Raw genomic sequence first — 22,820 nt, forward strand, 5'->3', positions numbered from 1 at the left:
GGTGGCTGTCGCCCCGATTGACGGTCGCCGTCAATCGACGACGGCGTTGTCAGTGGCGGGGTGCACCATGAGGTCATGAGCGTGCACATCGACGTCACCGGGCTGCGGCAGGAGCGGATCTCCGTCGTGCCGTCTCCCCTGGCCGAGCTCGGCATGGCGCTGCACGCGCTGTCCGAGCCGGGTCACCACCCCGGGCTTCAGGGCTGGGCGACCGGCGTGACCGCCCGGCTCGACTCGCATCTCGCGGACCGGATGTGCGAGGCCGACTTCCTGTGGCGGACGACGTTCTCGGACCTGTTCCTGCCGTACGCGGGGATTCCCGGCAGGACCACGCTCCCGGGCGCCACGCTCGCCGAGGAGCTGGACCTGCTGGACAAGCTGACCGACGAGCAGTTCGTGGACGCCGCCCTGGAGTTCACCTGCGCGCTTCCGTACGCGGCGCCGGGCCGGGACACGCTCTCCGACCCCGAGCTGCAGCAGCGCGCGCTGGAGCTGGCCGCCGCGCGCGGACCCCAGCAGGTGCGGTTCAGCAAGCGGCTGCTGGACGATCCGCCGCAGATCCGGGCATGGCTGCGGCAGTTCCTGGAGGACTGCGACGAGGCCTTCTTCGCCGAGACCTGGTCCCGGCTGCGCCACCAGCTCGCGGCGGACGCCCGCCACAAGACCGACCTCCTGCGGCACAAGGGCCTGGCCGAGGCCGTGGCCTCGGTGTCCCCGGCGGTGACGCTCGGCGAGGCCGGCCGGACGATCACGGTCGACAAGCTGGGCCAGGGCCAGACGGCCACCGGTGAGGGCGGGCTCCTCCTCGTGCCGACCAGTCTCGGCTGGCCGCACCTGATGGTGCTGCACCGCTACGACTGGCAGCCGGTGCTGCACTACCCCGTCGGTTCCCCGGAGCTCGCGGCACCGTTCTCGCTGGAACAGCTGACCCTGCGGATGACCGCCCTGTCCCATCCGGTCCGGATGCGGATCTGCCGCAGTCTGGCCCGCAGCGCGTTCACCACGGGCGAGCTGGCACAGGTGAACGGGATGACAGCCCCGGAGATATCCCGGCACCTGGGCGTGCTGAAGAAGGCGGGCCTGATCACGACGAGGCGCCGCGGGAGGTATGTGCTGCACCAGCTGGACGTCAGCGTCGTGGCCCGGCTGGGCAGCGACTTCCTTGAGGGCATCCTGCGCTGAGCCCGGCAGCACCACGCCGAACCCGACGGCCCCGTGTCCGGCGCTCCAAAGGCTCAGTCGAACCGGATGTGCTTGGCGCCGGTCCACGCCCGCCGCAGCCGCCCCCGCACCACCCCGTCCTTGTTCGGCGCCAGCGTCAGTCCCGCGAGCACGGCGATCCGGTCGGCCGTCTTGGCGACCGTCGTGTGATCGGTCCACAGGTGCTCCGCGAACTCCGGCTCGCGCAGCCGCTCCAGGCAGTCGTCGAGCTGCCGCACGGCCCAGCTCTCGTGCCGCGGCGGGGTGTCCTTCCCGGCGACGTACTGAAGGAGGTGTCCGAAGCCGCGCTCGCGCAGCCGCTTCAGCACCGTCTCGCGCTCGGCGAGGAGCGCGAAGTGCCGTACGTCGTGGCCCAATTCGGTCAGTCGCCCGACCGTCTCCTCGAAATAGCGGGCGTTGGTGACCGTCATGGGGGCGATGACCACGCCGTCGTGTCTGCCGAGGGCGAGGTCGAGCACCTCGACCACACCCTGCCGCCAGGACGTCAAGTCCTGGAAGTCCCCGCGCAGTTCGGGCGGCAGCATGCGGCGCAGACCGAAGCCGGCGTGTTCCGGGTCGCAGACGACGCTGCCGGGCAGCCGTCGCTGGATCTCGTGTGCGGTCTGTGTCTTGCCGCCCCCGAAGGGGCCGTTGATCCACAGGAGCATGCGCAGACCCTAGTGGGCCCTGGTTACGCCCCGGTCACGCACCCGCGCATCACCGGCCCACACCCCGTGGCGCCCCGTCCGGCCCGTCGGGCCCGTCCGGCCCGTCCGGCCGGGATCAGCGCTGCCCGCCCGCCCGTACGAGCCCCGTCTCGTAGGCGAGCACCACGACCTGCACCCGGTCCCGCAGCCCCAGCTTGGTCAGGATGCGTCCCACATGTGTCTTCACGGTGGCCTCGGACAGCACGAGACGTGCCGCGATCTCGCCGTTCGACAGACCCTGCGCGACCAGCACCATCACCTCGCGCTCACGGTCGGTGAGCCGCTCCAGCTCCTTGTGCTGGGGCTCCTTGCCGGCGTGGGGCAGCATCGGCGCGAACCGGTCGAGCAGGCGCCGGGTGGTGGAGGGCGCGACCACGGCGTCACCGCTGTGCACGGAGCGGATGGCGGTGAGCAGCTCGCCGGGCGGCACGTCCTTGAGCATGAAGCCGGAGGCGCCCGCCTTCAGCCCGGAGAAGGCGTACTCGTCGAGGTCGAAGGTGGTGAGGATCAGCACCTTCGGAGGGTTGGGATCCGAGCAGATGCGGCGGGTGGTCTCCACACCGTCCAGCTTCGGCATGCGTACATCCATCAGCACCACGTCGACCGCCGTCGACCGCAGGACCTGGAGGGCCTCGACGCCGTCGCCCGCCTCGGCCACGACCTCCATGTCCGGCTGGGCATCGAGCACCATCCGGAAGCCGGTGCGCAGCAGCACCTGGTCGTCGACGAGCATCACGCGGATCGCCATCGGGGTCTCTTCCCTCTCCATCAACGGTCAAAAAGCCTTAGAACTGACCAAAAGGTGTCGTTACAGGTGTCAGTGAGCCGACTTGAGCGGCAGCAGGGCGCTGATGCGGAAGCCTCCACCGGGGCGCGGCCCCGCGTCCAGAGTGCCGCCGACCATACCGACACGCTCGCGCATCCCGATCAGGCCGTGCCCCTGGCCGTCGGCGCCGCCCTCCTCGTACAGCTCGTGGGGCGCGCCCTTGCCGTCGTCCTCGACGAGCAACCCGAGCCCGTCGTCGAAGTAGACCAGGCGCACGCTCGCGCCCGCGTTCGGGCCACCGTGCTTGCGCGTGTTGGTGAGCGCCTCCTGGACGATGCGGTACGCCGTGAGCTCCACCCCGCTGGGCAGCGGGCGCGGGGTGCCCTCGACCTTGAAGTCGACGGGCAGGCCCGAGGTGCGGCACTGCTCGATGAGGTCGTCGAGCTGCTCGACGTCGGGCTGCGGCACGTACTCACCGCTCTCCTGGTGCTCGCCGGTGCGCAGCACGCCGAGCAGGCGGCGCATCTCGGCGAGGGCCTGGCGGCCGGTCCCGGAGATGGTCTCGAGGGCCTTCCTGGCCTGCTCGGGGGCGGCGTCCATGACGTACGCGGCACCGTCGGCCTGGACCACCATCACCGAGACGTTGTGCGCGACCACGTCGTGCAGTTCACGGGCGATCCGGGCGCGCTCGGCGGCGACGGCCACCTTGGCCTGCGCCTCGCGCTCCTTCTCCAGCCGGGCGGCACGCTCCTCCAGCTGGGCGAGGTAGGCGCGGCGGGTGCGGATGGAGTCCCCGAGCACCCAGGCGAGCGCGAAGGGAACCGTCTGGAAGACCGCTATCAGCACGTTGCTCACGGAGCCCGAGTCCACCTGGGGCCAGCGGATCTGCGCGAGGGGGGCCGCGCACAGGCCGCCGATCAGCGCGAAGCGGGAGGCCCAGCGGGCGCCGTCCGCGGCGACGGTGTAGATGATCACCAGCATCGCGAAGTCCGCCGGCACCACTTCGACGTCCAGGCCGAGCTGGGCGAAGCCCATGGCTGCGGCCAGGACCAGCATCTTCTCGGGCATACGGCGGCGCAGCGCGACGACCAGACTCAGTACGACGGCGATCGGGAACGCCGCGGCGAGCGGCCCGTGCCGGTCGGAGGCGCCGTTGACACTGATGAGGCTCACGCCGGAGATCCCGAGCAGGACGACGGCCCAGAAGCTGTCGACCCACGTCGGGTGCCTGCGGAGAAAGTCATAGAGGCGCTGCACGTAACCCAGCGTAGGGAAGCATGCAGTGTGCAGGGGTCAACCGGAGGGCCGATCCGCAAGAGGCGCTCGTACTCCCCAAGGTGGATGTTCCCCCGTCCGAGACGGCTAGGGGCTTGTCTTTCAGCAGGGCCTAGCCTGGCCCGGTGAGGCGTGTGGTGACGGGTACGTGGCGAGGTTGGCGCGAGGCGACGGAGGAGGCCCTGTACGGGCCCTCCGGCTTCTATCGCGGGCCCGAGGGGCCGGCCGGCCACTTCCGTACGTCGGTGCACGCGTCCCCGCTGTTCGCCGCGGCCGTGGCCCGGCTGCTGTGCCGGGTGGACGAGGTCCTCGGTCGCCCTGCCGAGCTCGCCTTCGTCGACATGGCGGCGGGCCGCGGTGAGCTGGTGACCGGTGTCCTCGCCGCACTCCCCGCCGAGGTGGCCTCCCGCGCGCGCGGGTACGCCGTCGAACGCGCCGACCGCCCCGCCGGTCTCGATCACCGGATCGAGTGGCTCACCCAGCCCCCGAAGGGGATCACCGGGCTGCTGTTCGCCAACGAGTGGCTGGACAACGTGCCGGTGGAGGTGGCGGAGGTGGACGCGACGGGCGTACCCCGGCTGGTTCTCGTACGGGACGACGACGGGGCCGAGCGCCTGGGTGAGCCCGTGGCCGGGGCTGAGGCGCAGTGGCTGCGGAGGTGGTGGCCACTGGCCTCCGAAGAGGTGCCTTTCGCAGGGGCGCCCTCCGAAGAGGTGCATTCCGATGACGTGCCCTCCGAAGGGGCGCCCTTCGAGGGGGCCCGCGCCGAGATCGGCCTCCCTAGAGATACCGCTTGGGCCGGTGCGGTCGCTTCCCTGGACCGGGGTCTCGCCGTCGCCGTCGACTACGCGCACGTCGCCGCCGCGCGACCGCCTTTCGGGACACTCACCGGCTTCCGCGAGGGCAGGGAGACGGCGCCCGTGCCGGACGGTTCGTGCGACATCACGGCTCATGTGGCGCTGGACGCGTGCGCGCTGCCCGGAGGGCGCGTGGTGACCCAGCGGGCGGCCCTGCGCGCGCTGGGCGTGAGTGGCGCCCGGCCGGCGCTCTCGCTCGCCGCCACGGACCCCACCGCCTACGTACGCGCTCTGGCGGGCGCGGGGGAAGCCGCCGAACTCACCGCGACCGGCGGCCTGGGCGACTTCGGCTGGCTTCTCCAGCCGGTTGGAATTCCAAACCCAATGGGCGACGGCCTACTTGCCGACGATCCACGGGCCGACGCCCTACTTGTCGATGTCCCCGACCACGAAGAACAGTGACCCCAGGATCGCCACCATGTCCGCGACCAGCGTCCCGGGCAGCAACTCCACCAGCGCCTGGATGTTGTTGAACGAGGCCGAGCGCAGCTTCAGCCGGTACGGGGTCTTCTCGCCCTTGCTGACCAGGTAGTAGCCGTTGATCCCGAGGGGGTTCTCGGTCCACGCGTAGGTGTGCCCCTCGGGCGCCTTCAGGACCTTCGGGAGCCGCTGGTTGATCGGCCCGGGCGGAAGGTCCGCGAGCCGGTCGAGACAGGCGTCCGCGAGGTCGAGCGCGTTGTGCGTCTGCCCCAGGAGGCACTCGAAGCGGGCCAGGCAGTCGCCCTCCTGACGGGTGACGACCTTCAGGGTGTCCTGAAGGTCCCCGTAGGCGAGGTACGGCTCGTCCCGGCGCAGGTCGAAGTCGACGCCCGAGGCGCGCGCGATCGGCCCGCTCACTCCGTAGGCGTGCACGGTCTCCGGCGCGAGAGCGCCCACGCCCCGCGTACGCCCCCGGAAGATCTCGTTGCCGAGCACCAGGTCGTCGTACACGCCCATCCGCGAGCGCAGGGCCGTGACAGCGGCACGGGCGCGGGTGGTCCAGCCGGCCGGGAGGTCCTCCTTGAGACCGCCGACGCGGTTGAACATGTAGTGCATGCGCCCGCCGGAGATCTCCTCCATGACGTGCTGGAGTTCCTCGCGCTCCGTGAAGGCGTAGAAGATCGGGGTGATGCCGCCCAGCTCCAGGGGGTACGAGCCCAGGAACATCAAGTGGTTCAGGACCCGGTTGAGCTCCGCGAGGAGGGTGCGCATCCACACCGCGCGCTCGGGGACCTCCATGCCGAGCATCCGCTCCACGGCGAGGACCACGCCCAGCTCGTTCGAGAAGGCGGAGAGCCAGTCGTGGCGGTTGGCGAGCATGACGATCTGGCGGTAGTCGCGGGCCTCGAAGAGCTTCTCCGCGCCGCGGTGCATATAGCCGATCACCGGCTCCACCTGCTGGATCCGCTCACCGTCCAAGACCAGCTTCAGCCGCAGCACCCCGTGCGTGGACGGGTGCTGGGGCCCGATGTTGAGCACCATGTCGGTGCTCTCCGCGGCGCCGCCGATACCGACCATGGTCTCCGTCGTAGGAGTCATGGGGACAGTCTGTCGTACGTACCCTTGCGGCATGGATACGGGGAGCGCGGAGACCGCGGGAGACACCGTGGGAATTACGGCGACGGAGCCGGTCTGGACCGGGCTGCCGCCGGGGCTGCTGCGGATGCGCAGGCTGCTGCTGGTGGTGTGGCTGGGGCTGCTGACGATCGTCCTCGGGCTGCTTCTCGCGGTGTTCGCGGGCGCCGTCTGGGCGGCCTTCGCACTGCTGCCGTTCGCCCTGCTGGTGTGGGGCTGGGGGATGCTGGGGCGCAACTGGCGCTCCTGGCGGTACGCCGAGCGCGCGGACGACCTGCTGATCAGCCGGGGTGTGCTGTTCCGCGAGGAGACCGTGGTGCCGTACGGGCGGATGCAGCTGGTCGAGGTGACCTCCGGGCCCGTGGAGCGGCACTTCGGGCTGGCGAGCGTGCAGCTGCACACGGCGGCCGCCGCGACGGACGCGTGCATCCCGGGCCTGGACCCGGCCGAGGCCGAGCGGCTGCGTGACCGGCTGACCGAGCTCGGCGAGGCCCGATCGGCGGGGCTGTGAGTACGCCGGCGTCCGGCGCGGAGGACGCCATACGGGAGGAGAAGCCGCTGGTGGAGCGGCGGCTGCACCCCGTGACACCGTTCCGGCGCGCCTGGGCGCCGGTCGCCGTGGTCGCCGGATGGGCCGTGCACGACCCCAACCAGGCGCAGGAGCAGCTGACCAGGCTGACGACGACCGCGCTGCTCATCGGGCTCGCCGTCATCGTCCCGGCGGCCGCCCTCTACGGCTTTCTGAGCTGGTGGTTCACGCACTTCGCGGTGACCGAGACCGAACTGCGCATCCGTACCGGCCTGTTGTTCCGGCGCACCGCGCACATCCGGCTCGACCGGCTGCAGGCCGTCGACGTCACCCAGCCGCTGCTGGCCCGCGTCGCGGGCGTCACCAAGCTCAAACTCGACGTCATAGGAACGGACAAGAAGGACGAACTCGCCTTCCTCGGCGAGGACGAGGCCCGCGCCCTGCGCGCCGAACTCCTCGCCCGCGCCGCCGGTTTCGCCCCCGAGACGGCTCAGGAGGTCGGCGAGGCGCCGGTGCGGCAGCTGCTGCACGTGCCGGCGGGCTTCCTGGCCGTCTCCCTCGTCCTCACCGGCGCCACCTGGGGTTCCCTGGCCGCCGCGGTCGTCGTGCCCCCGTTCCTGTGGTTCGCCACCCACAGTGTGTGGACGGTCCTCGCCACCGGGGTGCCACTGCTCGGCGCCGCGGGCGCGAGCAGCGTGGGGCGGTTCGTCGCCGAGTACGACTGGACGGTGGGCGAGTCGCCGGACGGGCTGCGCATCGACCACGGTCTCCTCGACCGTACGCACGAGACGGTGCCGCCCGGACGTGTGCAGACCGTACGGATCGTCGAACCGCTGCTGTGGCGGCGACGCGGCTGGGTACGGGTGGAACTCGACGTGGCGGGGTCCTCGAACTCCGTCCTCGTGCCCGTCGCACCGCGCGAGATCGCCGAGTCGGTGATCGCGGGGGTGCTGCCCGGGGTGACGGTGCCGTCCGGCCTGTCCCGGCCGCCGCGCCGGGCCTGGTGGTGCGCGCCGCTGTGGTGGCGCGGATACGGGCTCGCCGTCACCGACACCGTCTTCGCGGCGCGTCACGGGCTGCTGCGGCGCCGCCTCTCGCTAGTGCCGCACGCGAAGGTGCAGAGCGTACGGCTGACGCAGGGGCCCTGGGAGCGCTTCAGGGGCGTCGCCGACGTCCATGTGGACACGGGGGCCAACCAGACGGTGACGGCGCGGCTGCGGGACGCCTCGGAGGCCGCGGAGCTGCTTCAGTCGCAGGCCGACCGGTCACGGACGGGGCGGCGCGAGGCCCGGCCGGACCGGTGGATGGCGTAAGACGGCGCAAGACGGCGTGGCATGACGTGGGCCGACGTAAGCCGGCGTGCGGGCTGAGACGCCGTGAGGGCAGTGGCCCGAGCCACTGCCCTCATGTGCGTGCGCCACGTACAGGCGGCCTCAGGAAGCCGCGGTCCGCAGCTCCGCCAGGTCGATCTGCTCGGTCTCGTCGTGCGCGGTCAGGTCGATGACCTGACCGACACCGCGGGACCCCTCGTCGACGGGCTTGAAACCGGACTCGGCCTCGGCCTTGTGCAGGGCGAGCGCCTCCTGCCCGACCACGTCCGCGAGGTCCTCGTTCTGCACGGCCTCCATGGCCGCCGAGGACGCCCCCTTCTGCGTACCGAAGAAGTCGAACCCGCCCTCGACCGAGGGGCGCCGCACGGGCGCGGCCGGGGCGACGGCCACCGCGGTCGGCACGGTGAAGTGCCCGGAGGCACGGGCGGGCTTCGTCGGCTTCACCGGGTGGGCCGCCGGGGCGGCCGGCTCCGCCTCGACGGACGCCGCGCGTGCGGCGGGGACGGGCAGCGCCGCCGTCTTGGCTTCGGTCAGGGGCCGGTTGCCCTTCGGAGGGCCGTCCGTCGGGGGTTCTCCCTTATCGGACTCTCCTTTGGCGGGCTCTCCTTTGGCGGACTCGCGCTCGTCGGAACCGGAGGCGGCGGCAGCGGCATCGGAATCCGAGGCGGCAGCGGTTTCGACCTCGGCTTCGGAGTCGGCTTCGGCGCCAGGCTTCGCATCGTCGTCCGGATCGGTGTCCGGGTCGGTGTCCGGTTCAGTGTCCGCGTCGGAGACGTCGGTCGCCGCATCGCCGGTCGTGATCCGGCTCAGCGCGGCGTCGGCGCGCAGGAAGAGCGAGGACCCGGCCGGGGAGAAGACCTGGGGAGACGCGGGCGCGTCCGTCGGCTCCTCGGGGGCGTTCTCCGCCTCTACGGTGGTCACGTCCTCGGCGGTGACACCGTCGTCGGTGTCCTCGCCCCTGTCCTCGCCCGCACCCTCGTTCCTGTCCTCGTCCGTGGCAGTCACGCCCTCGGGAGCCTCCGGCACCGCCGAGTCCACGGCGTCCACCGCGTCCACGGATGCGGCGGATTCGGCGGTCTCCGTCGCGGCGGCGGGCAGGGCGCGAGCGGGAGCCACCGTCTCTATCTCGAGCAGCCGGCGACCCTCGAGGGCGCTCGCCCGCTCCGTCTCCGCCGTGGCGTACCGCCGCAGCAGCGCCGCGTGTTCGTTGCGCAGGCCCGCCAGCTCCGCCCGCTTCGCGCGCAGCTTGTGTTCGAGCTTGGTGCGCAGCTCGCGCGACTCATCAAGGTCGGTCTCGAGCTCGGCGACGCGCTCCTCGTGACGCCACTCGTCACTCGCCCGCGCGCGCGTGAGGTCCGCGACGCGCTTGCCCGCCGCCGTGTCCCAGCGGCGCATGACGACGCCGCCCACGACGGCGGTCACCGCGGCGGCCGCGGCCAAGGAGCGGAGCACCGTTGGTTCCGTGAACAGCCAGGGCCCCACGGCGCAGACGAGCGAGACGCCTGCGATCGCCGAAGGAGGCAGCAGCCGGTGCAGAGGTGGGGAATGGCGGTGACGTCCACGTGGCATGGCCAGAAACTTACCGCGCGTAGGCGAATCTTGGAGCCCCGCCCGGTAAAAACACGGCCACCCCACGGGCTTCACACCGCCTCAGCCGCCTATAAGGGCAACTCCTTGTCCCACAAGGGCTCCCGCTTGCCCCGCAATGCGGCTACTTGTTGATCAATTCCCTTGAGTTCGCGTGATTCGAGAGATTCGAGGGACTCCAGGAATTCCAGGAGGCTCGGCGCGCATCACGAGGGCCCCCACGTATTCGGGGAGGCCGGTCAGCGGTCGCTCAGCCGCCCGCTGAGCCACTGAAGCGTCGCCGGGATCTCCCGCCGCCACGTGTTGAAGTTGTGGCCGCCGCTGTCGAGGATTATCGACGCGATCCGGGTGCGGTGCTTGGACTGCACGAGGCTGATGAACTTGAGGGTCTCCTTGTAGTTGTGCTCGCCCACCTTGCTGCTGGTGACCAGCAGCGATGTGTCGGCGGCGGGCTTGTGCTGCATGAACCAGCGCAGGTCCGCGCTGTTGCGCAGCTCCTTGTTCCCGTGGAAGAGGTCGCCCGTCGTGGGGTCGATCGGTGCCTTGTAGTACGGCGACAGACCCGCCGCGGCGGCGTACGACTCGGGGTGGTGCAGCGCCAGCTTCAGCGCGCAGTAGCCGCCCGTGGAGTCGCCTACGATGCCCCAGCTTCCGGGCTTTTTGCCCACCCTGTAGTGAGCCGACACGGCATCGGGGAGATCCTTGGCGAAGAACTTCTCGGTCTGCGGACCGCCCGGGATGTCCACGCACTCCGTGTCCCGCGGGGGCGCGACCGTCGGCCTCATCATGACGAGGATCATCGGCTGCATCTGCCCGTTCTTGGACAACTCGTGGGCCGTCTGCGGATAGTGCAGACCCTTGATGAGCGCCGCGGCGGTGCCCGGGTAGCCGGTGAGGATCGTGGCCGCCGGGAAAGTCCGGGTGCGGTAGCGCGGCTGGAAGTACTCGGGGGGGAGGTAGACGAACGCGGGCGTGGCGATGTGCGTCGTACGGCCGACGATGTCGACCTTCTGGATCTGGCCGCCGATCTGCGGCCGGGTCCCGCCCGACACGCTCACCGGCTGGGTGTCGACCACTTGGAGAGGCCCGCCACCGGGTCCGCCCCGGCCGCCGTGGTAGACGACCACGCCCTGGCCGTTCTCCTGACCGAAGAGGTCCGCCCAGCTCGCGTAGAACCCGAACGCCTGGTTGGCGAACAGGCCGATCGAAGCGAAGATCGCCACCTGGGTGACCAGAAGCAGTCCGACCCGTCCGCTGACGGCCCGCCAGTTGCGCCGCGCCAGCCGCGGCCACCACCACACCGTGCCGACGAACAGCAGCACGGCGAACAGAACCGCCAGCACCAGCACCTTGTTGCTCGTGAGACCCATGAGCTGTCCTGCCTGCGCTTTCCGTCCCGGGCCGACCTGCTCCTTCGCGAGGCCTTGCCCTGGACTTTCCTTGCCTTTTGAACCGACTTTCCGCTGGGGAGTGAACCTGACTCCCCAAGACACCGTCCTAGAGGGCGCAATGTCGCCGGATGCCGGAATGGCGCCGGATTCAAGGTCTCTCGCAGAACTACGGGATGCGATGTCTGTCAGGATAGATGGGGAAATGTCGGGTGAGGTTCCAGACCGCACGGGCAGGACGCGACGCATACTCCGTGGTCCGCGCCCAGAGGTCGTTCCCGCCCTCGTCGCCAGGGCCTGCACACTCGTAGGGCTCCTGGACATCGCCGCGGGGGTCTTCCCGCGCTTCCGGCGCAGCCGTATGCACGCCATGGCCGAGGTGCTGCCCGGCTCGTTCGGCCCCTTCGCCGCGGCGCTGTCGCTCAGCGCGGGCGTACTCCTGCTGCTGCTCGCTCATGGGCTGCGGCGCCGCAAGCGCCGGGCGTGGCGGGCCGCCGTGGTCCTGCTGCCGGCGGGTGCCGTCGCCCAGTTCGCGTACCGCCATTCGATCATCGGCGTCGTCATCTCCCTCGCGCTGCTCGCGCCGCTGCTGCGCCACCGGAGCGAGTTCGCCGCCCTGCCCGATCCGCGCAGCCGCTGGCGCGCGCTCGCCAACTTCGTCCTCATGGGCGCCGGTTCCCTCGTCCTCGGACTGGTCATCGTCAGCGCCCACCAGAACCGGATGGTCGGCGACCCGAGCCTGGCCGACCGCATCACGCACGTCCTGTACGGCCTGGTCGGCTTCGAAGGCCCCGTCGACTACGCCGGAGCCACGTCCTGGACGGTCGCCTTCTCGCTCGGCGCGCTCGGCTGGCTGACCGCCGTCACGACGATCTACCTGGCCTTCCGCCCCGAGCACCCCGCCGCCCGCCTCACGGAGGACGACGAGACCCGGCTGCGGGCCCTGCTGGACAAGCACGGCGGCCGCGACTCGCTCGGCCACTTCGCGCTCCGCCGCGACAAGGCCGTCGTCTTCTCCCCCAGCGGCAAGGCGGCCGTCACCTACCGCGTCGTCTCCGGCGTGATGCTCGCCAGCGGCGACCCCATCGGCGACGTCGAGGCCTGGCCCGGCGCCATCGAACGCTTCATGGACGAGGCCAAGGCCCACTCCTGGACCCCCGCCGTCATGGGCTGCTCGGAGACGGGCGGCGAGGTGTGGACCCGCGAGACCGGCCTCGACGCCCTCGAACTGGGCGACGAGGCGGTGGTGGACGTCGCGGATTTCTCCCTGTCCGGACGCGCGATGCGCAACGTGCGTCAAATGGTGAAGCGCATCGAACGAGCTGGCTACGAGACCCGGGTGCGGCGCATCCGTGACCTCAGCGAGGGCGAGCTGGAGCGGATACGGCGGGCGGCGGAGGCCTGGCGCGGCACGGACACCGAGCGCGGCTTCTCCATGGCGCTCGGCCGCATCGGCGACCCGTCCGACGGCGACTGCCTGGTCGCCACCGCCCACAAAGCGGACGACGCGCTCGGCCCGTACGGCGATCTGAAGGCCGTCCTGCACTTCGTCCCCTGGGGCACGGACGGGGTCTCCCTCGACCTCATGCGCCGCGACCGCTCGGCCGACCCCGGCATGAACGAACTGCTCATCGTGGCGGCGCTCGAGGCGTCCCCGCGTCTGGACATCAAGCGGATCTCGCTCAACTTCGCGATGTTCCGCTCGGCGCTGGCTCGTGGCGAGAAGATCGGCGCGGGGCCGGTGCTGCGGGCCTGGCGGGGCCTGCTCGTCTTCCTCTCGCGCTGGTTCCAGATCGAGTCCCTGTACAAGTTCAACGCGAAGTTCCGCCCCCGCTGGGAGCCCCGCTTCGTCGTCTACCGCTCCTCCCGCGACCTTCCGCGCATCGGCTTCGCCGCCATGCAGGCCGAGGGCTTCGTGAACCTGGCCCTCCCGAGCCTGCTGCGCCGCCGCGCACCGGCTCCGCGGCCGTGCGCCCATGGCGTGGCGGAGCGCGGGGTCAGGGCGGCGTAGCCCCCTTGAACAGGCCCGAGCGAGGGCCCCTACCCCAGCCCTGGGAGCCCTCGCTCGGGCCGCGGCGTCCTTTGGTCCGATATCAACGCTTCCGCCCTTTTCGGGGTGACCGCTTGGCCGAACGAGTCGGTTGGGCGGAGGGGAAACAGGCCGTGAAGCGGCCGATGGACCCCCGCCGGAGCGAACCCGCAGACGATTCGGCCCCCCTCCGGAGGCCTAGGCTGGACGTATGAACTCCGAGCGCCGCCGCGGCCACGTCGCGGGACTGCCGACCTGGGACCGCTGCGCGGTCATGGGGGTCGTCAACGTGACCCCCGACTCCTTCTCCGACGGCGGCCGCTGGTTCGACACGACGGCCGCCGTCAAACACGGCCTCCACCTGGTCACCGAGGGCGCCGACCTGGTGGACGTCGGCGGCGAGTCAACCCGCCCCGGCGCGACCCGCGTCGACGAGGCGGAAGAGCTCAAGCGCGTCATCCCGGTCGTCCGCGGCCTCGCCTCCGAGGGCGTCACCGTCTCCGTCGACACCATGCGCGCATCCGTCGCCGAGCAGTCGCTCGCCGCGGGCGCCGCCCTCGTCAACGACGTGAGCGGCGGTCTCGCCGACCCCGCGATGATCCCCGCCGTCGCCGCGACCGGCGCACCATTCGTGGTCATGCACTGGCGCGGCTTTCTTGAGGGCGGCAACGTGAGGGGGACGTACGCGGACGTCGTCTCCGAAGTCGTCGACGAGCTGCACGCACGCGTGGAGGCCGTTCTGGCGGGCGGCATCGCCCCCGACCGCATCGTCGTCGACCCCGGCCTCGGCTTCTCCAAGGACTCCGAGCACGACCTGTCGCTGCTCGCCCACCTCGACCGGCTGAGCGAACTCGGCCACCCCCTGCTCGTCGCCGCCTCCCGCAAGCGGTTCCTGGGCCGCGTACTGGCGGGCCCTGAGGGCGCCCCGCCGCCGGCCCGCGAACGGGACGCCGCCACCGCCGCCGTCTCCGCGCTCGCCGCCCACCAGGGCGCCTGGGCGGTCCGTGTCCACGAGGTACGGGCCACCGCCGACGCCGTACGAGTCGCCCGGGCCGTAGAGGGAGCCCAGTGAGCGCACCCCGCACCGACATCGAGCAGGTCGAACTCGCCAACACCGCCTTCTACGAGGCACTCGAGCGGGGTGACTTCGAAGAACTGTCGTCGCTGTGGCTGGCTCCCCTGGACACCGCCGACGACGACATCGAGGGCGACGGCGCGGTGATCTCCTGCGTCCACCCCGGCTGGCCGGTCCTCAACGGCCGCGGCGAGGTCCTGCGCTCGTACGCGCTGATCATGGCGAACACGGAGTACATCCAGTTCATCCTCACGGACGTGCACGTCTCCGTCACCGGTGACACCGCGCTGGTGACCTGCACCGAGAACATCCTCAGCGGCGGCCCCGCCCCCGAGGACAGCGACGAGCTCGGCCCGCTCGTCGGCCAGCTGGTCGTCGCCACGAACGTGTTCCGCCGCACGGGCGACGGCTGGAAGCTCTGGTCGCACCACGCCTCACCCGTACTCGCCGAATCGGGCGAGGAGGAGGACGAGGACACCCCCGGCTGAGGACGAGAACACCCTCGCCGAGCCCCGGGACACCCCCGGTCGGGTGGGCGGGCGGTCCACGGGCACCAAGAAGTGGTTGGAATCACGAACCGCTGGGTAGGGGCGGCTACCAACCCGTGAGCCGCCGTGTTCCCCAGGGGAAACGCCCGATGAAGCCTCGTGACCATCATGTGGGCGCGTGTCCCCGTGGGCGAGCTCTGTCAGTGCCCGCAGGTAGATTCGTTTGAGGCCGGTGCGCCGACCGCACTCGGTGGACATCGGCCGCTTCCGACGATTGCAGGAGTGATTCGCGTGGATCGTGTCGCGCTGCGCGGCCTCAAGGCCCGCGGGCACCACGGTGTCTTCCAGAAGGAACGCGAGGAAGGCCAGACCTTCATCGTGGACCTGACACTGGGCCTGGACACCCGACCGGCCGCGGCCGAGGACGACCTGTCGAAGACCGTGCACTACGGCATCGTGGCGGAGGAGGTCGTGGCCGTCGTCGAGGGCGAGCCCGTCGACCTCATCGAGACCCTCGCCGAGCGCATCGCCCAGACCTGTCTGAAGCACGACGGGGTCCAGGAGGTCGAGGTCTGCGTGCACAAACCGGACGCGCCGATCACGGTCCCCTTCGACGACGTGACCGTCACGATCACCCGGAGCCGAGTATGACCGCCTACTTCATCGAGGGTCAGAGCGACCCGACCGTACAGCCGGTGCCCGCCTCCGTGGTCGAGCGGGTGGACGCCGCCGACACAACCCTGCAGAACCCGAAACGGGCGGTGCTCTCCCTCGGCTCGAACCTGGGCAACCGCCTGGAGACCCTCCAGGGCGCCATCGACGCCCTGGAGGACACCCCCGGCCTCCGCGTCAAGGCGGTCTCCCCCGTCTACGAGACGGAGCCCTGGGGCGTCGAACCGGGCAGCCAGCCGACGTACTTCAACGCGGTCGTGGTCCTCAAGACCACCCTCCCGCCGTCCTCGCTCCTGGAGCGGGCACACGCGATCGAGGAGGCCTTCCACCGTGTACGGGACGAGCGCTGGGGCCCGCGCACGATCGACGTGGACATCGTGGCGTACGCCGATGTCGTCTCCGGCGATCCGGTCCTGACCCTCCCTCACCCGCACGCCCACGAACGGGCCTTCGTGCTGGCCCCCTGGCACGACGTGGAGCCCGAGGCCCAGCTGCCCGGCCGCGGCCCCGTGGCCCACCTGCTCACCGCCGTCACCCGGGAAGGCGTCCTGCCCCGGCCCGACCTGGAACTCCGGCTGCCCGAGTAGTCGTTAAGGTCAGGACGACCAAGACGGGCTTACAAGAGGGGCAAAGGGACAACAACGTGAAACAGCTGCGCATCAGGACGCTGGCAGCCGTGTTCGTCGTGGCCGGTGTGCTGTCCTGGGCGGGCGCGCGCCTGTGGAGCGCGGTGGGGACCCTCCCACGGGTCCCGCTGGCCGCCCCCATCGTCCTGGCCCTGATCGCCGTCGTCCTGCTGTCCACGGCGCTCTCGCTGCGCGCCCGCCTCAAGGCCCAGCGTGAACGCCGCCCCGGCGCCAAGGGCGTCGATCCCCTGATGGCGGCCCGCGCGGTCGTCTTCGGCCAGGCGAGCGCCCTGGTCGCCGCCCTGGTGTCGGGCATGTACGGCGGTGCGGGCGCGTTCCTGCTCGAGTCCCTGGACATCCCCGCCCGTCGCGACCAGGCCATCTACGCCGGTTTCTCGGTCCTCGCCGGCATCGCCGTGATAGCGGCCGCCTTCTTCCTGGAGCGCGTCTGCAAGCTCCCGGAGGACGACGACAACGAACACGGCGGCGCGGCCCCCGTCGCCTGACGGACGGGCCACACAGCGGGCGTACGGGCCGGGGCGCTAACGCGCCATGATCAGACTCATCGCCTCGTTACGGGTGGCGGGATCGCGCAGCTGGCCGCGCACGGCCGAGGTGATGGTCTTCGCGCCGGGCTTGCGCACCCCGCGCATCGACATGCACATGTGCTCGCACTCCACGACGACGATCACACCGCGCGGCTCCAGGATCTCCATCAGGGAGTCGGCGATCTGCGTGGTGAGCCGTTCCTGCACCTGTGGCCGCCGGGCGTAGACGTCCACGAGCCGGGCCAGCTTCGACAGACCCGTGATCTTGCCGTCCGTGGACGGGATGTAGCCGACATGGGCCACGCCGACGAACGGCACCAGGTGATGCTCACAGCTGCTGAGGACCTCGATGTCCTTCACGAGCACCATCTCGTCGTGTCCGAGGTCGAATGTGGTCGTCAGCACATCCTCGGGCTTCTGCCACAGCCCCGCGAATATCTCCCTGTACGCCCTGGCGACCCGCCCGGGCGTCTCGCGCAGTCCCTCGCGGTCCGGGTCCTCGCCGACCGCGATGAGAAGCTCCCGTACGGCGTTCTCGGCGCGCTTCTCGTCGAACTCGCCGATCACACCTTCGCCGTCCAGCGTCACGGGGTCGGTCATGTGGTCCTCGTTCCTGTGGATCTTGCGCGTGCTGGTCGACGCGTCCAAAACGTGCGGTCGTGCGAAAATGCCGCGCCCCCCAGGCTAGAACCTGGGGGGCGCGGCATCCATTCCGGGCCTGGTGGGGCCACCGGGAGCCGGATCAGCTCTCGGGACGGTCCTCCGGAGCCACTTCCTTCGCCGGGACGGACTCCGTCACATTGGCGATGGCCGGCGTCGATCCGTTCGCCCCGTTCGTCAGCGACAGCTCCTTGGGGGAGAGCACCGGCGGGCGGGTGGACGGGGTGCGCCGGGAGGAGCCGGTCCACGCGGGGCGGGCCGGGCGCTTGTGGATCGGAGCGAAGATCTCGGCGATCTGCTCCTTGCTCAGCGTCTCCTTCTCCAGCAGCTGGAGCACCAGCGCGTCGAGGACGTCGCGGTTCTCGACCAGGATTTCCCAGGCCTCGTTGTGCGCGTTCTCGATGAGCTTCTTGACCTCTTCGTCGACGAGCGCGGCGACCTCTTCCGAGTAGTCGCGCGGGTGCGACATCTCCCGGCCCAGGAAGGGCTCGGTGTTGTCGCCGCCGAACTTGATCGCGCCCAGACGCTCGGTCATGCCGTACTGCGTGACCATCGCGCGGGCCGTTGCGGTGGCCTTCTCGATGTCGTTCGCAGCGCCCGTGGTGGGGTCGTGGAAGACGAGCTCCTCGGCCGCGCGGCCGCCCAGCATGTACGCCAGCTGGTCCAGCATCTCGTTGCGCGTCGTGGAGTACTTGTCCTCGTCCGGCAGGACCATCGTGTAGCCGAGGGCACGGCCACGCGACAGGATCGTGATCTTGTGGACCGGGTCGGAGTTCGGAGACGCCGCCGCGACCAGGGCGTGGCCGCCCTCGTGGTACGCGGTGATCTTCTTCTCCTTGTCCGACATGATCCGGGTCCGCTTCTGCGGGCCCGCGACCACGCGGTCGATCGCCTCGTCCAGCATGGAGTTGTCGATCAGCTTCATGTCGCTGCGGGCCGTCAGAAGCGCGGCCTCGTTCAGCACGTTGGCGAGATCGGCACCCGTGAAGCCGGGGGTGCGGCGGGCGACGGCCGAGAGGTCGACGTCCTGCGCGACCGGCTTGCCCTTCTGGTGAACCTTGAGGATCTCCAGACGGCCCTGCATGTCCGGGCGGTCGACCGCGATCTGGCGGTCGAAGCGGCCGGGACGCAGCAGCGCCGGGTCGAGGATGTCGGGCCGGTTCGTGGCGGCGATGAGGATCACACCGCCCTTCACGTCGAAGCCGTCCATCTCGACGAGCAGCTGGTTCAGCGTCTGCTCGCGCTCGTCGTGACCACCGCCGAGGCCGGCGCCGCGATGGCGGCCGACCGCGTCGATCTCGTCGACGAAGACGATCGCCGGAGCGTTCGCCTTGGCCTGCTCGAACAGGTCACGGACTCGGGAGGCACCGACACCGACGAACATCTCGACGAAGTCGGAACCCGAGATCGAGTAGAAGGGGACGCCTGCCTCGCCCGCGACGGCACGTGCGAGCAGCGTCTTGCCGGTTCCAGGAGGCCCGTACAGGAGCACACCCTTGGGGATCTTCGCCCCGACGGCCTGGAACTTCGCCGGCTCCTGGAGGAACTCCTTGATCTCCTGGAGCTCCTCGACCGCCTCGTCCGAGCCCGCGACGTCCGAGAACGTCGTCTTCGGGGTGTCCTTGGTGATGAGCTTCGCCTTGGACTTCCCGAAGTTCATGACCCGGGAGCCGCCGCCCTGCATCTGATTCATCAGGAACAGGAAGACGACGACGATGAGGACGAAGGGAAGCAGGGACAGCAGGATGCCGAGGAACGGGTTCTGCTTGGACGGCGAGACCGTGTAGCCGTCCGGAATCTGCTTGTTCTGGAACTTGTCCTGGAGTGTGTTGGCGAGGTTGACGCCCTGGTCGCCGATGTAGCTCGCCTGGATCTTGGAGCTGCCGGAGACCTTCTGGCCATCCTTGAGCTGCACCTTGATGACCTGTTCGTCACCGGTGGTCAGCTTGGCCTCTTGGACCTTGTTGTCATTGATCGCCTGGACGACCTGGCCGGTGTCCACTGTCTTGTAGCCGCCGGACGAGCCGACGACCTGCATCAACACGACCACGGCAAGGACGGCCAGCACGATCCACATGACCGGCCCACGGAAGTATCGCTTCACGTCCATCCATACGGAGCGGTGCCGCCCCGTCCCTCCTGCCATAGTGAGTTTGATAAAGACTTATAAAGACTGTTCTTCGGACGGTACCCCAGCATTGTCACCCGAAGCTGCAGGGGACGACTGGCAATCCCGCCCACGCATGCTCCAACGGCGCGAAAGCCGCTGGGGTTCCCGATCGTCTTACGAGGACTGGGACCCGGGGGTTCAGCCGCCGTAGACGTGAGGCGCGAGCGTACCGACGAACGGGAGGTTGCGGTACTTCTCCGCGTAGTCGAGGCCGTAGCCGATCACGAACTCGTTCGGGATGTCGAAGCCGACCCACTCCACGTCGATCGCGACCTTGGCCGCCTCCGGCTTGCGCAGCAGCGTGCACACCTTGAGGGAGGCCGGCTCGCGGGAGCCGAGGTTGGAGATCAGCCAGGACAGGGTCAGCCCGGAGTCGATGATGTCCTCGACGATCAGGACGTGCTTGCCCTTGATGTCGGTGTCGAGGTCCTTGAGGATCCGCACCACACCCGAGGACTGGGTGCCCGCGCCGTAAGACGACACCGCCATCCAGTCCATGGTGACGGGGGTGGACAGCGCACGCGCGAGGTCCGCCATGACCATGACGGCGCCCTTGAGGACACCCACGATCAGCAGGTCCTTGCCCTCGTACTCCGCGTCGACCTTCGCGGCCAGCTCAGCCAGCTTGGCGTCGATCTCTTCCTTGGTGATGAGCACCGACTTGAGGTCGGTGCCCATGTCTTTCGCGTCCACCCGCATCACTTTCGGTCGTCCGTCCCACTTTTTTGGGCTCGCTCACCTACGGGGTGCCGATGTCGCTGTCGACGGTCGACCGTGCTCGGTCGCTCGTTCCTCACGACCTTCGCGCGCTCTCCCTTTCGACAACGACGCACCCCTTCGGCTCACTCGCGAGGCCGCCCGGACCGCCCGCGACCCGAGTGAGGGGTCCCGGAGAGCCGCGTGAGCGGTCCCGATGGAGGGTCCGGTTTCAGCCTTGCCGAATCACCAGTCTGCCACCCTGCCGCTGAGCGACGACTTTGCCCGGGAGATTGATGGCTCCCTGACCGCGCCAGCCGGTGATCAGCCGGTCGACTTCTTCGATGTGGCGGGCGAACAGCGAACCGGCCGGGGCGCCCGCCTCGATGGCGGCGCGGCGCAGGATGCGGCGGCGTACGGCGGGCGGCAGGGCGTAGAGCTTCGCGCACTCCAGGAGGCCCGCCGTGTCGCGTACGGAGGCCTCGGCCTGGCGGGCCCAGGCGTCGAGGGCGTCGGCGTCGTCGCGGGACAGCTGTGCCGTCCTGGCGAGGGCCTCGACGACTCCCTTGCCGAGCGCCTTCTCCAGGGCGGGCAGGCCCTCGTGGCGCAGCCGGGAGCGGGTGTAGGCCGGGTCGGCGTTGTGCGGGTCGTCCCAGACGGGCAGCGACTGGGCCATGCAGGCCTTGCGGGCGGTCTGCCGGTCCAGGTGCAGGAACGGTCGGCGGTAACGGCCGTCGGCCCCCGAGACCGCGGCCATGCCGGACAGGGAGCGGATGCCGGAGCCGCGGGCGAGGCCCAGCAGAACCGTCTCGGCCTGGTCGTCACGTGTGTGGCCGAGCAGGACGGCGGAGGCGCCGTGGCGCTCGGCGGCGGCGTCCAGGGCGGCGTACCGGGCGTCGCGGGCGGCGGCCTCGGGGCCGCCGCCGCGGCCGACGGTGACGGCGAGGGACTCGACGGGGGTCATGCCGAGCTCGACGAGGCGGGAGACGACGTCGTCGGCGCGCAGATCGGAGCCGGGCTGCAGACCGTGATCCACGGTGATGCCACCGGCGCGGATGCCGAGTTTGGGTGCTTCGAAAGCGAGAGCGGAGGCGAGCGCCATAGAGTCGGCGCCGCCGGAGCAGGCGACGAGGACGAGCGGGGAGGACTCGCCCGGGGGACGGGTGTGGTCGGTGAGGACGTCGTGGAGTACGCGGCGGACCGCCAGGCGTATCGCCGCGACCGCAGGATGGGGACCCATGTCCGGTTCCCTTCATGAAGTTTTCGGGGGGTGAGCCCGAGTCTGGTCACACAGAGTGTGTAGATGGTGACAGAAACGGGCCGTTCCCCGAGCATTGCACGCCTACCGTTGGCTCACGGTCCCTCGGACGGGTGATTGGAGGGGCGTTCACCTGCCGTCGGCCGGATTCGTTTCACGACCTTGCCGTAGGGTTCACGACTCCGCCTTGCGATGCACCCGCGCGACCCAGTCCGCCGGTTTGGCGATCTCCGTCTTGGTCGGGAGGGTGTTCGGGGAAGTCCACACACGGTTGAAGCCGTCCATGCCCACCTGATCGACGACCGCGCGCACGAACCGCTCACCATCCCTGTACTGCTTCAGTTTGGCATCCAAACCGAGCAGCTTGCGCAGGGCGAGGTCCAACCGCGAGGCCCCCTTGGCCCGGCGCTGCTGGAACTTCTCGCGGATCTCGCCCACCGACGGGACCACGTCCGGACCCACGCCGTCCATCACGAAGTCCGCGTGGCCCTCCAGGAGGGACATCACGGCGGTGAGGCGGCCGAGGATCTCCCGCTGGGCCGGCGTCTGCACGATCTCGACCAGGGACCGGCCCCCGTCGTCCTCCTCGCCCTCGGGGCGGCCGCCCGCGAGCGACTGGGCGGCCTCCCTGATGCGCTCCAGGACCGTCATGGGGTCGACCTCGGTCTCGCCCAAGAAAGACTGGATTTCGCCCTCCAGGTGGTCGCGCAGCCAGGGCACGGCCGTGAACTGCGTACGGTGCGTCTCCTCGTGCAGACACACCCAGAGGCGGAAGTCGTGGGGCTCCACGTCGAGTTCGCGCTCCACGTGGACGATGTTCGGCGCGACGAGAAGGAGCCTGCCGCCGCCGTTCTCACCCGCCGGGAGTTCCCTGGTCGCCGGGGCGAAGGTCTCGTACTGCCCGAGGACGCGCGACGACAGGAACGACAGGAGCATGCCCAGTTCCACGCCGGTGACCTTGCCGCCGACGGCGCCGAGGACCGCCCCGCCCGGGGTGCTCCCCCGCCGCTCCTGCATCTTGTCCAGCAGGGGTTTCAGGAGCTCCCGGAACCCCGCGACGTTCGCCCGGACCCAGCCCGGGCGGTCCACCACGAGGATGGGGGTGTCGTGGATGTCCTCCGTGCCCATACGAGTGAAGCCCCGGACGTGTTCCTCCGAGGCTTTCGCATGGCGGCGCAGCTCCGCCACGACCTCTCGGGCCTCGTCGCGGCTCACCTCGGGGCCAGGCCGCACAAGCCGTGTCGCGGTCGCCACCGCGAGATTCCAGTCGACCATCTCGGCACCACCGATGCTCGTCATGCGTCAACCGTACGTGAGCGGGTCCAAGTGCGGTGAGGGGTACGGCGCCGGATGCTTCCCGTGCTCCGGGGCGCACGGGGCTCGTGGTACGGGCGGTACCCAGGA

Annotated in this window: 21 protein-coding genes; 10 read left to right on the forward strand and 11 right to left on the reverse strand. The window is 70.4% G+C overall.

All coding sequences use genetic code 11. The features are described 5' to 3' along the window. The first annotated feature begins 75 nt into the window (after nt 1–75). A complete protein-coding gene (locus ACIQTP_RS39045; protein WP_402039345.1) occupies nt 76–1,182 on the forward strand; it encodes a DUF5937 family protein in 1,107 nt (368 codons plus the stop codon). A gap of 53 nt (nt 1,183–1,235) precedes the next feature. Here the strand turns inward: ACIQTP_RS39045 and ACIQTP_RS39050 are convergent, their stop codons facing one another. The 3 genes from ACIQTP_RS39050 to ACIQTP_RS39060 form a co-directional block, all read right to left on the reverse strand. After that, nucleotides 1,236–1,868, reverse strand: coding sequence for an AAA family ATPase (locus ACIQTP_RS39050; protein WP_402039344.1), 633 nt, complete (start codon nt 1,866–1,868; stop codon nt 1,236–1,238). A 115-nt stretch (nt 1,869–1,983) separates the two neighbouring features. Further along, nucleotides 1,984–2,655, reverse strand: coding sequence for a response regulator transcription factor (locus tag ACIQTP_RS39055; protein WP_054237494.1), 672 nt, complete (start codon nt 2,653–2,655; stop codon nt 1,984–1,986). 69 nt (nt 2,656–2,724) lie between these two features. Then, nucleotides 2,725–3,930 (reverse strand): sensor histidine kinase, encoded by a 1,206-nt coding sequence (locus tag ACIQTP_RS39060; RefSeq protein WP_403408910.1) that lies wholly within the window; start codon nt 3,928–3,930, stop codon nt 2,725–2,727. Between the two features lie 143 nt (nt 3,931–4,073). Between ACIQTP_RS39060 and ACIQTP_RS39065 the strand changes: the two genes are divergently transcribed. After that, a complete protein-coding gene (locus tag ACIQTP_RS39065) occupies nt 4,074–5,207 on the forward strand; it encodes an SAM-dependent methyltransferase (protein ID WP_403408912.1) in 1,134 nt (377 codons plus the stop codon). Here the strand turns inward: ACIQTP_RS39065 and ACIQTP_RS39070 are convergent. Then, nucleotides 5,172–6,323, reverse strand: coding sequence for an NADH-quinone oxidoreductase subunit D (locus ACIQTP_RS39070; RefSeq protein ID WP_402039341.1), 1,152 nt, complete (start codon nt 6,321–6,323; stop codon nt 5,172–5,174). The genes ACIQTP_RS39065 and ACIQTP_RS39070 overlap by 36 nt on opposite strands. 31 nt (nt 6,324–6,354) lie before the next feature. On the opposite strand from ACIQTP_RS39070, the gene ACIQTP_RS39075 reads away from it, so the two are divergent. Then, nucleotides 6,355–6,870, forward strand: a complete 516-nt coding sequence (locus tag ACIQTP_RS39075) for a PH domain-containing protein (RefSeq protein ID WP_402039340.1) — start codon at nt 6,355–6,357, stop codon at nt 6,868–6,870. Beyond that, a complete protein-coding gene (locus tag ACIQTP_RS39080; RefSeq protein WP_403408914.1) occupies nt 6,867–8,201 on the forward strand; it encodes a PH domain-containing protein in 1,335 nt (444 codons plus the stop codon). The genes ACIQTP_RS39075 and ACIQTP_RS39080 overlap by 4 nt, the downstream gene beginning before the upstream one ends. A 120-nt stretch (nt 8,202–8,321) precedes the next feature. Here ACIQTP_RS39080 and ACIQTP_RS39085 read toward each other — a convergent pair whose 3' ends face one another. After that, the gene (locus ACIQTP_RS39085; RefSeq protein WP_403408916.1) at nt 8,322–9,788 is read right to left on the reverse strand and encodes a hypothetical protein; all 1,467 of its coding nucleotides are present in this window, start codon (nt 9,786–9,788) and stop codon (nt 8,322–8,324) included. A 257-nt stretch (nt 9,789–10,045) separates the two neighbouring features. Next, entirely contained in the window at nt 10,046–11,176 is a 1,131-nt protein-coding gene (locus ACIQTP_RS39090; protein ID WP_403408918.1) for an alpha/beta hydrolase, read from the reverse strand. A 223-nt stretch (nt 11,177–11,399) separates the two neighbouring features. Here ACIQTP_RS39090 and ACIQTP_RS39095 point away from each other — a divergent pair, with 223 nt between their 5' ends. From ACIQTP_RS39095 to ACIQTP_RS39120, 6 genes are all read left to right on the forward strand, one after another. Continuing rightward, the gene (locus ACIQTP_RS39095) at nt 11,400–13,205 is read left to right on the forward strand and encodes a phosphatidylglycerol lysyltransferase domain-containing protein (RefSeq protein ID WP_403408920.1); all 1,806 of its coding nucleotides are present in this window, start codon (nt 11,400–11,402) and stop codon (nt 13,203–13,205) included. Nucleotides 13,206–13,434: 229 nt separating this feature from the next. Further along, nucleotides 13,435–14,295: a dihydropteroate synthase gene (gene folP, locus ACIQTP_RS39100; RefSeq protein WP_402039335.1), complete on the forward strand. Its 861-nt coding sequence runs from the start codon at nt 13,435–13,437 to the stop codon at nt 14,293–14,295. Next, nucleotides 14,292–14,786, forward strand: coding sequence for a nuclear transport factor 2 family protein (locus ACIQTP_RS39105; protein ID WP_403408923.1), 495 nt, complete (start codon nt 14,292–14,294; stop codon nt 14,784–14,786). Before folP ends, ACIQTP_RS39105 begins: the two co-directional genes overlap by 4 nt. Before the next feature lie 291 nt (nt 14,787–15,077). Beyond that, a complete protein-coding gene (folB, locus tag ACIQTP_RS39110) occupies nt 15,078–15,437 on the forward strand; it encodes a dihydroneopterin aldolase (protein ID WP_266437875.1) in 360 nt (119 codons plus the stop codon). Further along, nucleotides 15,434–16,045: a 2-amino-4-hydroxy-6-hydroxymethyldihydropteridine diphosphokinase gene (gene folK, locus ACIQTP_RS39115; protein WP_403408925.1), complete on the forward strand. Its 612-nt coding sequence runs from the start codon at nt 15,434–15,436 to the stop codon at nt 16,043–16,045. The genes folB and folK overlap by 4 nt, the downstream gene beginning before the upstream one ends. Nucleotides 16,046–16,101: 56 nt before the next feature. After that, a complete protein-coding gene (locus ACIQTP_RS39120; protein ID WP_403408927.1) occupies nt 16,102–16,590 on the forward strand; it encodes a DUF3180 domain-containing protein in 489 nt (162 codons plus the stop codon). Between the two features lie 36 nt (nt 16,591–16,626). Here the strand turns inward: ACIQTP_RS39120 and folE are convergent, their stop codons facing one another. From folE to ACIQTP_RS39145, 5 genes are all read right to left on the reverse strand, one after another. After that, nucleotides 16,627–17,232 carry a GTP cyclohydrolase I FolE gene (gene folE / locus ACIQTP_RS39125; RefSeq protein ID WP_054237481.1) on the reverse strand — a complete coding sequence of 202 codons (606 nt, stop codon included), beginning with the start codon at nt 17,230–17,232 and terminating at the stop codon, nt 16,627–16,629. 142 nt (nt 17,233–17,374) lie between these two features. Beyond that, on the reverse strand, nt 17,375–19,402 hold the full coding sequence (ftsH, locus tag ACIQTP_RS39130; RefSeq protein ID WP_402039333.1) for an ATP-dependent zinc metalloprotease FtsH: 2,028 nt from the start codon (nt 19,400–19,402) through the stop codon (nt 17,375–17,377). A 198-nt stretch (nt 19,403–19,600) separates the two neighbouring features. Further along, nucleotides 19,601–20,161 carry a hypoxanthine phosphoribosyltransferase gene (gene hpt, locus ACIQTP_RS39135; RefSeq protein ID WP_402039332.1) on the reverse strand — a complete coding sequence of 187 codons (561 nt, stop codon included), beginning with the start codon at nt 20,159–20,161 and terminating at the stop codon, nt 19,601–19,603. Nucleotides 20,162–20,390: 229 nt separating this feature from the next. Next, nucleotides 20,391–21,398: a tRNA lysidine(34) synthetase TilS gene (gene tilS / locus ACIQTP_RS39140; protein ID WP_403408930.1), complete on the reverse strand. Its 1,008-nt coding sequence runs from the start codon at nt 21,396–21,398 to the stop codon at nt 20,391–20,393. A gap of 192 nt (nt 21,399–21,590) precedes the next feature. Next, entirely contained in the window at nt 21,591–22,715 is a 1,125-nt protein-coding gene (locus ACIQTP_RS39145) for a zinc-dependent metalloprotease (protein WP_266437889.1), read from the reverse strand. Nucleotides 22,716–22,820: the final 105 nt, after the last annotated feature.

The organism is Streptomyces sp. NPDC090798 (genome assembly GCF_044768965.1).
Taxonomy (GTDB): domain Bacteria; phylum Actinomycetota; class Actinomycetes; order Streptomycetales; family Streptomycetaceae; genus Streptomyces.

Bases quoted from the DNA above. Each gene is read 5' to 3' on its own strand.
- folK (WP_403408925.1), top strand. From the start codon at position 15,434: ATGACCGCCTACTTCATCGAGGGTCAGAGCGACCCGACCGTACAGCCG.
- tilS (WP_403408930.1), bottom strand. From the start codon at position 21,398: ATGGGTCCCCATCCTGCGGTCGCGGCGATACGCCTGGCGGTCCGCCGC.
- ACIQTP_RS39055 (WP_054237494.1), bottom strand. From the start codon at position 2,655: ATGGCGATCCGCGTGATGCTCGTCGACGACCAGGTGCTGCTGCGCACC.
- hpt (WP_402039332.1), bottom strand. From the start codon at position 20,161: ATGCGGGTGGACGCGAAAGACATGGGCACCGACCTCAAGTCGGTGCTC.
- ACIQTP_RS39050 (WP_402039344.1), bottom strand. From the start codon at position 1,868: ATGCTCCTGTGGATCAACGGCCCCTTCGGGGGCGGCAAGACACAGACC.
- ACIQTP_RS39070 (WP_402039341.1), bottom strand. From the start codon at position 6,323: ATGACTCCTACGACGGAGACCATGGTCGGTATCGGCGGCGCCGCGGAG.
- ACIQTP_RS39090 (WP_403408918.1), bottom strand. From the start codon at position 11,176: ATGGGTCTCACGAGCAACAAGGTGCTGGTGCTGGCGGTTCTGTTCGCC.
- ACIQTP_RS39085 (WP_403408916.1), bottom strand. From the start codon at position 9,788: ATGCCACGTGGACGTCACCGCCATTCCCCACCTCTGCACCGGCTGCTG.
- ACIQTP_RS39145 (WP_266437889.1), bottom strand. From the start codon at position 22,715: ATGACGAGCATCGGTGGTGCCGAGATGGTCGACTGGAATCTCGCGGTG.
- folE (WP_054237481.1), bottom strand. From the start codon at position 17,232: ATGACCGACCCCGTGACGCTGGACGGCGAAGGTGTGATCGGCGAGTTC.
- ACIQTP_RS39095 (WP_403408920.1), top strand. From the start codon at position 11,400: ATGTCGGGTGAGGTTCCAGACCGCACGGGCAGGACGCGACGCATACTC.
- folP (WP_402039335.1), top strand. From the start codon at position 13,435: ATGAACTCCGAGCGCCGCCGCGGCCACGTCGCGGGACTGCCGACCTGG.
- ftsH (WP_402039333.1), bottom strand. From the start codon at position 19,402: ATGGACGTGAAGCGATACTTCCGTGGGCCGGTCATGTGGATCGTGCTG.
- ACIQTP_RS39075 (WP_402039340.1), top strand. From the start codon at position 6,355: ATGGATACGGGGAGCGCGGAGACCGCGGGAGACACCGTGGGAATTACG.
- ACIQTP_RS39045 (WP_402039345.1), top strand. From the start codon at position 76: ATGAGCGTGCACATCGACGTCACCGGGCTGCGGCAGGAGCGGATCTCC.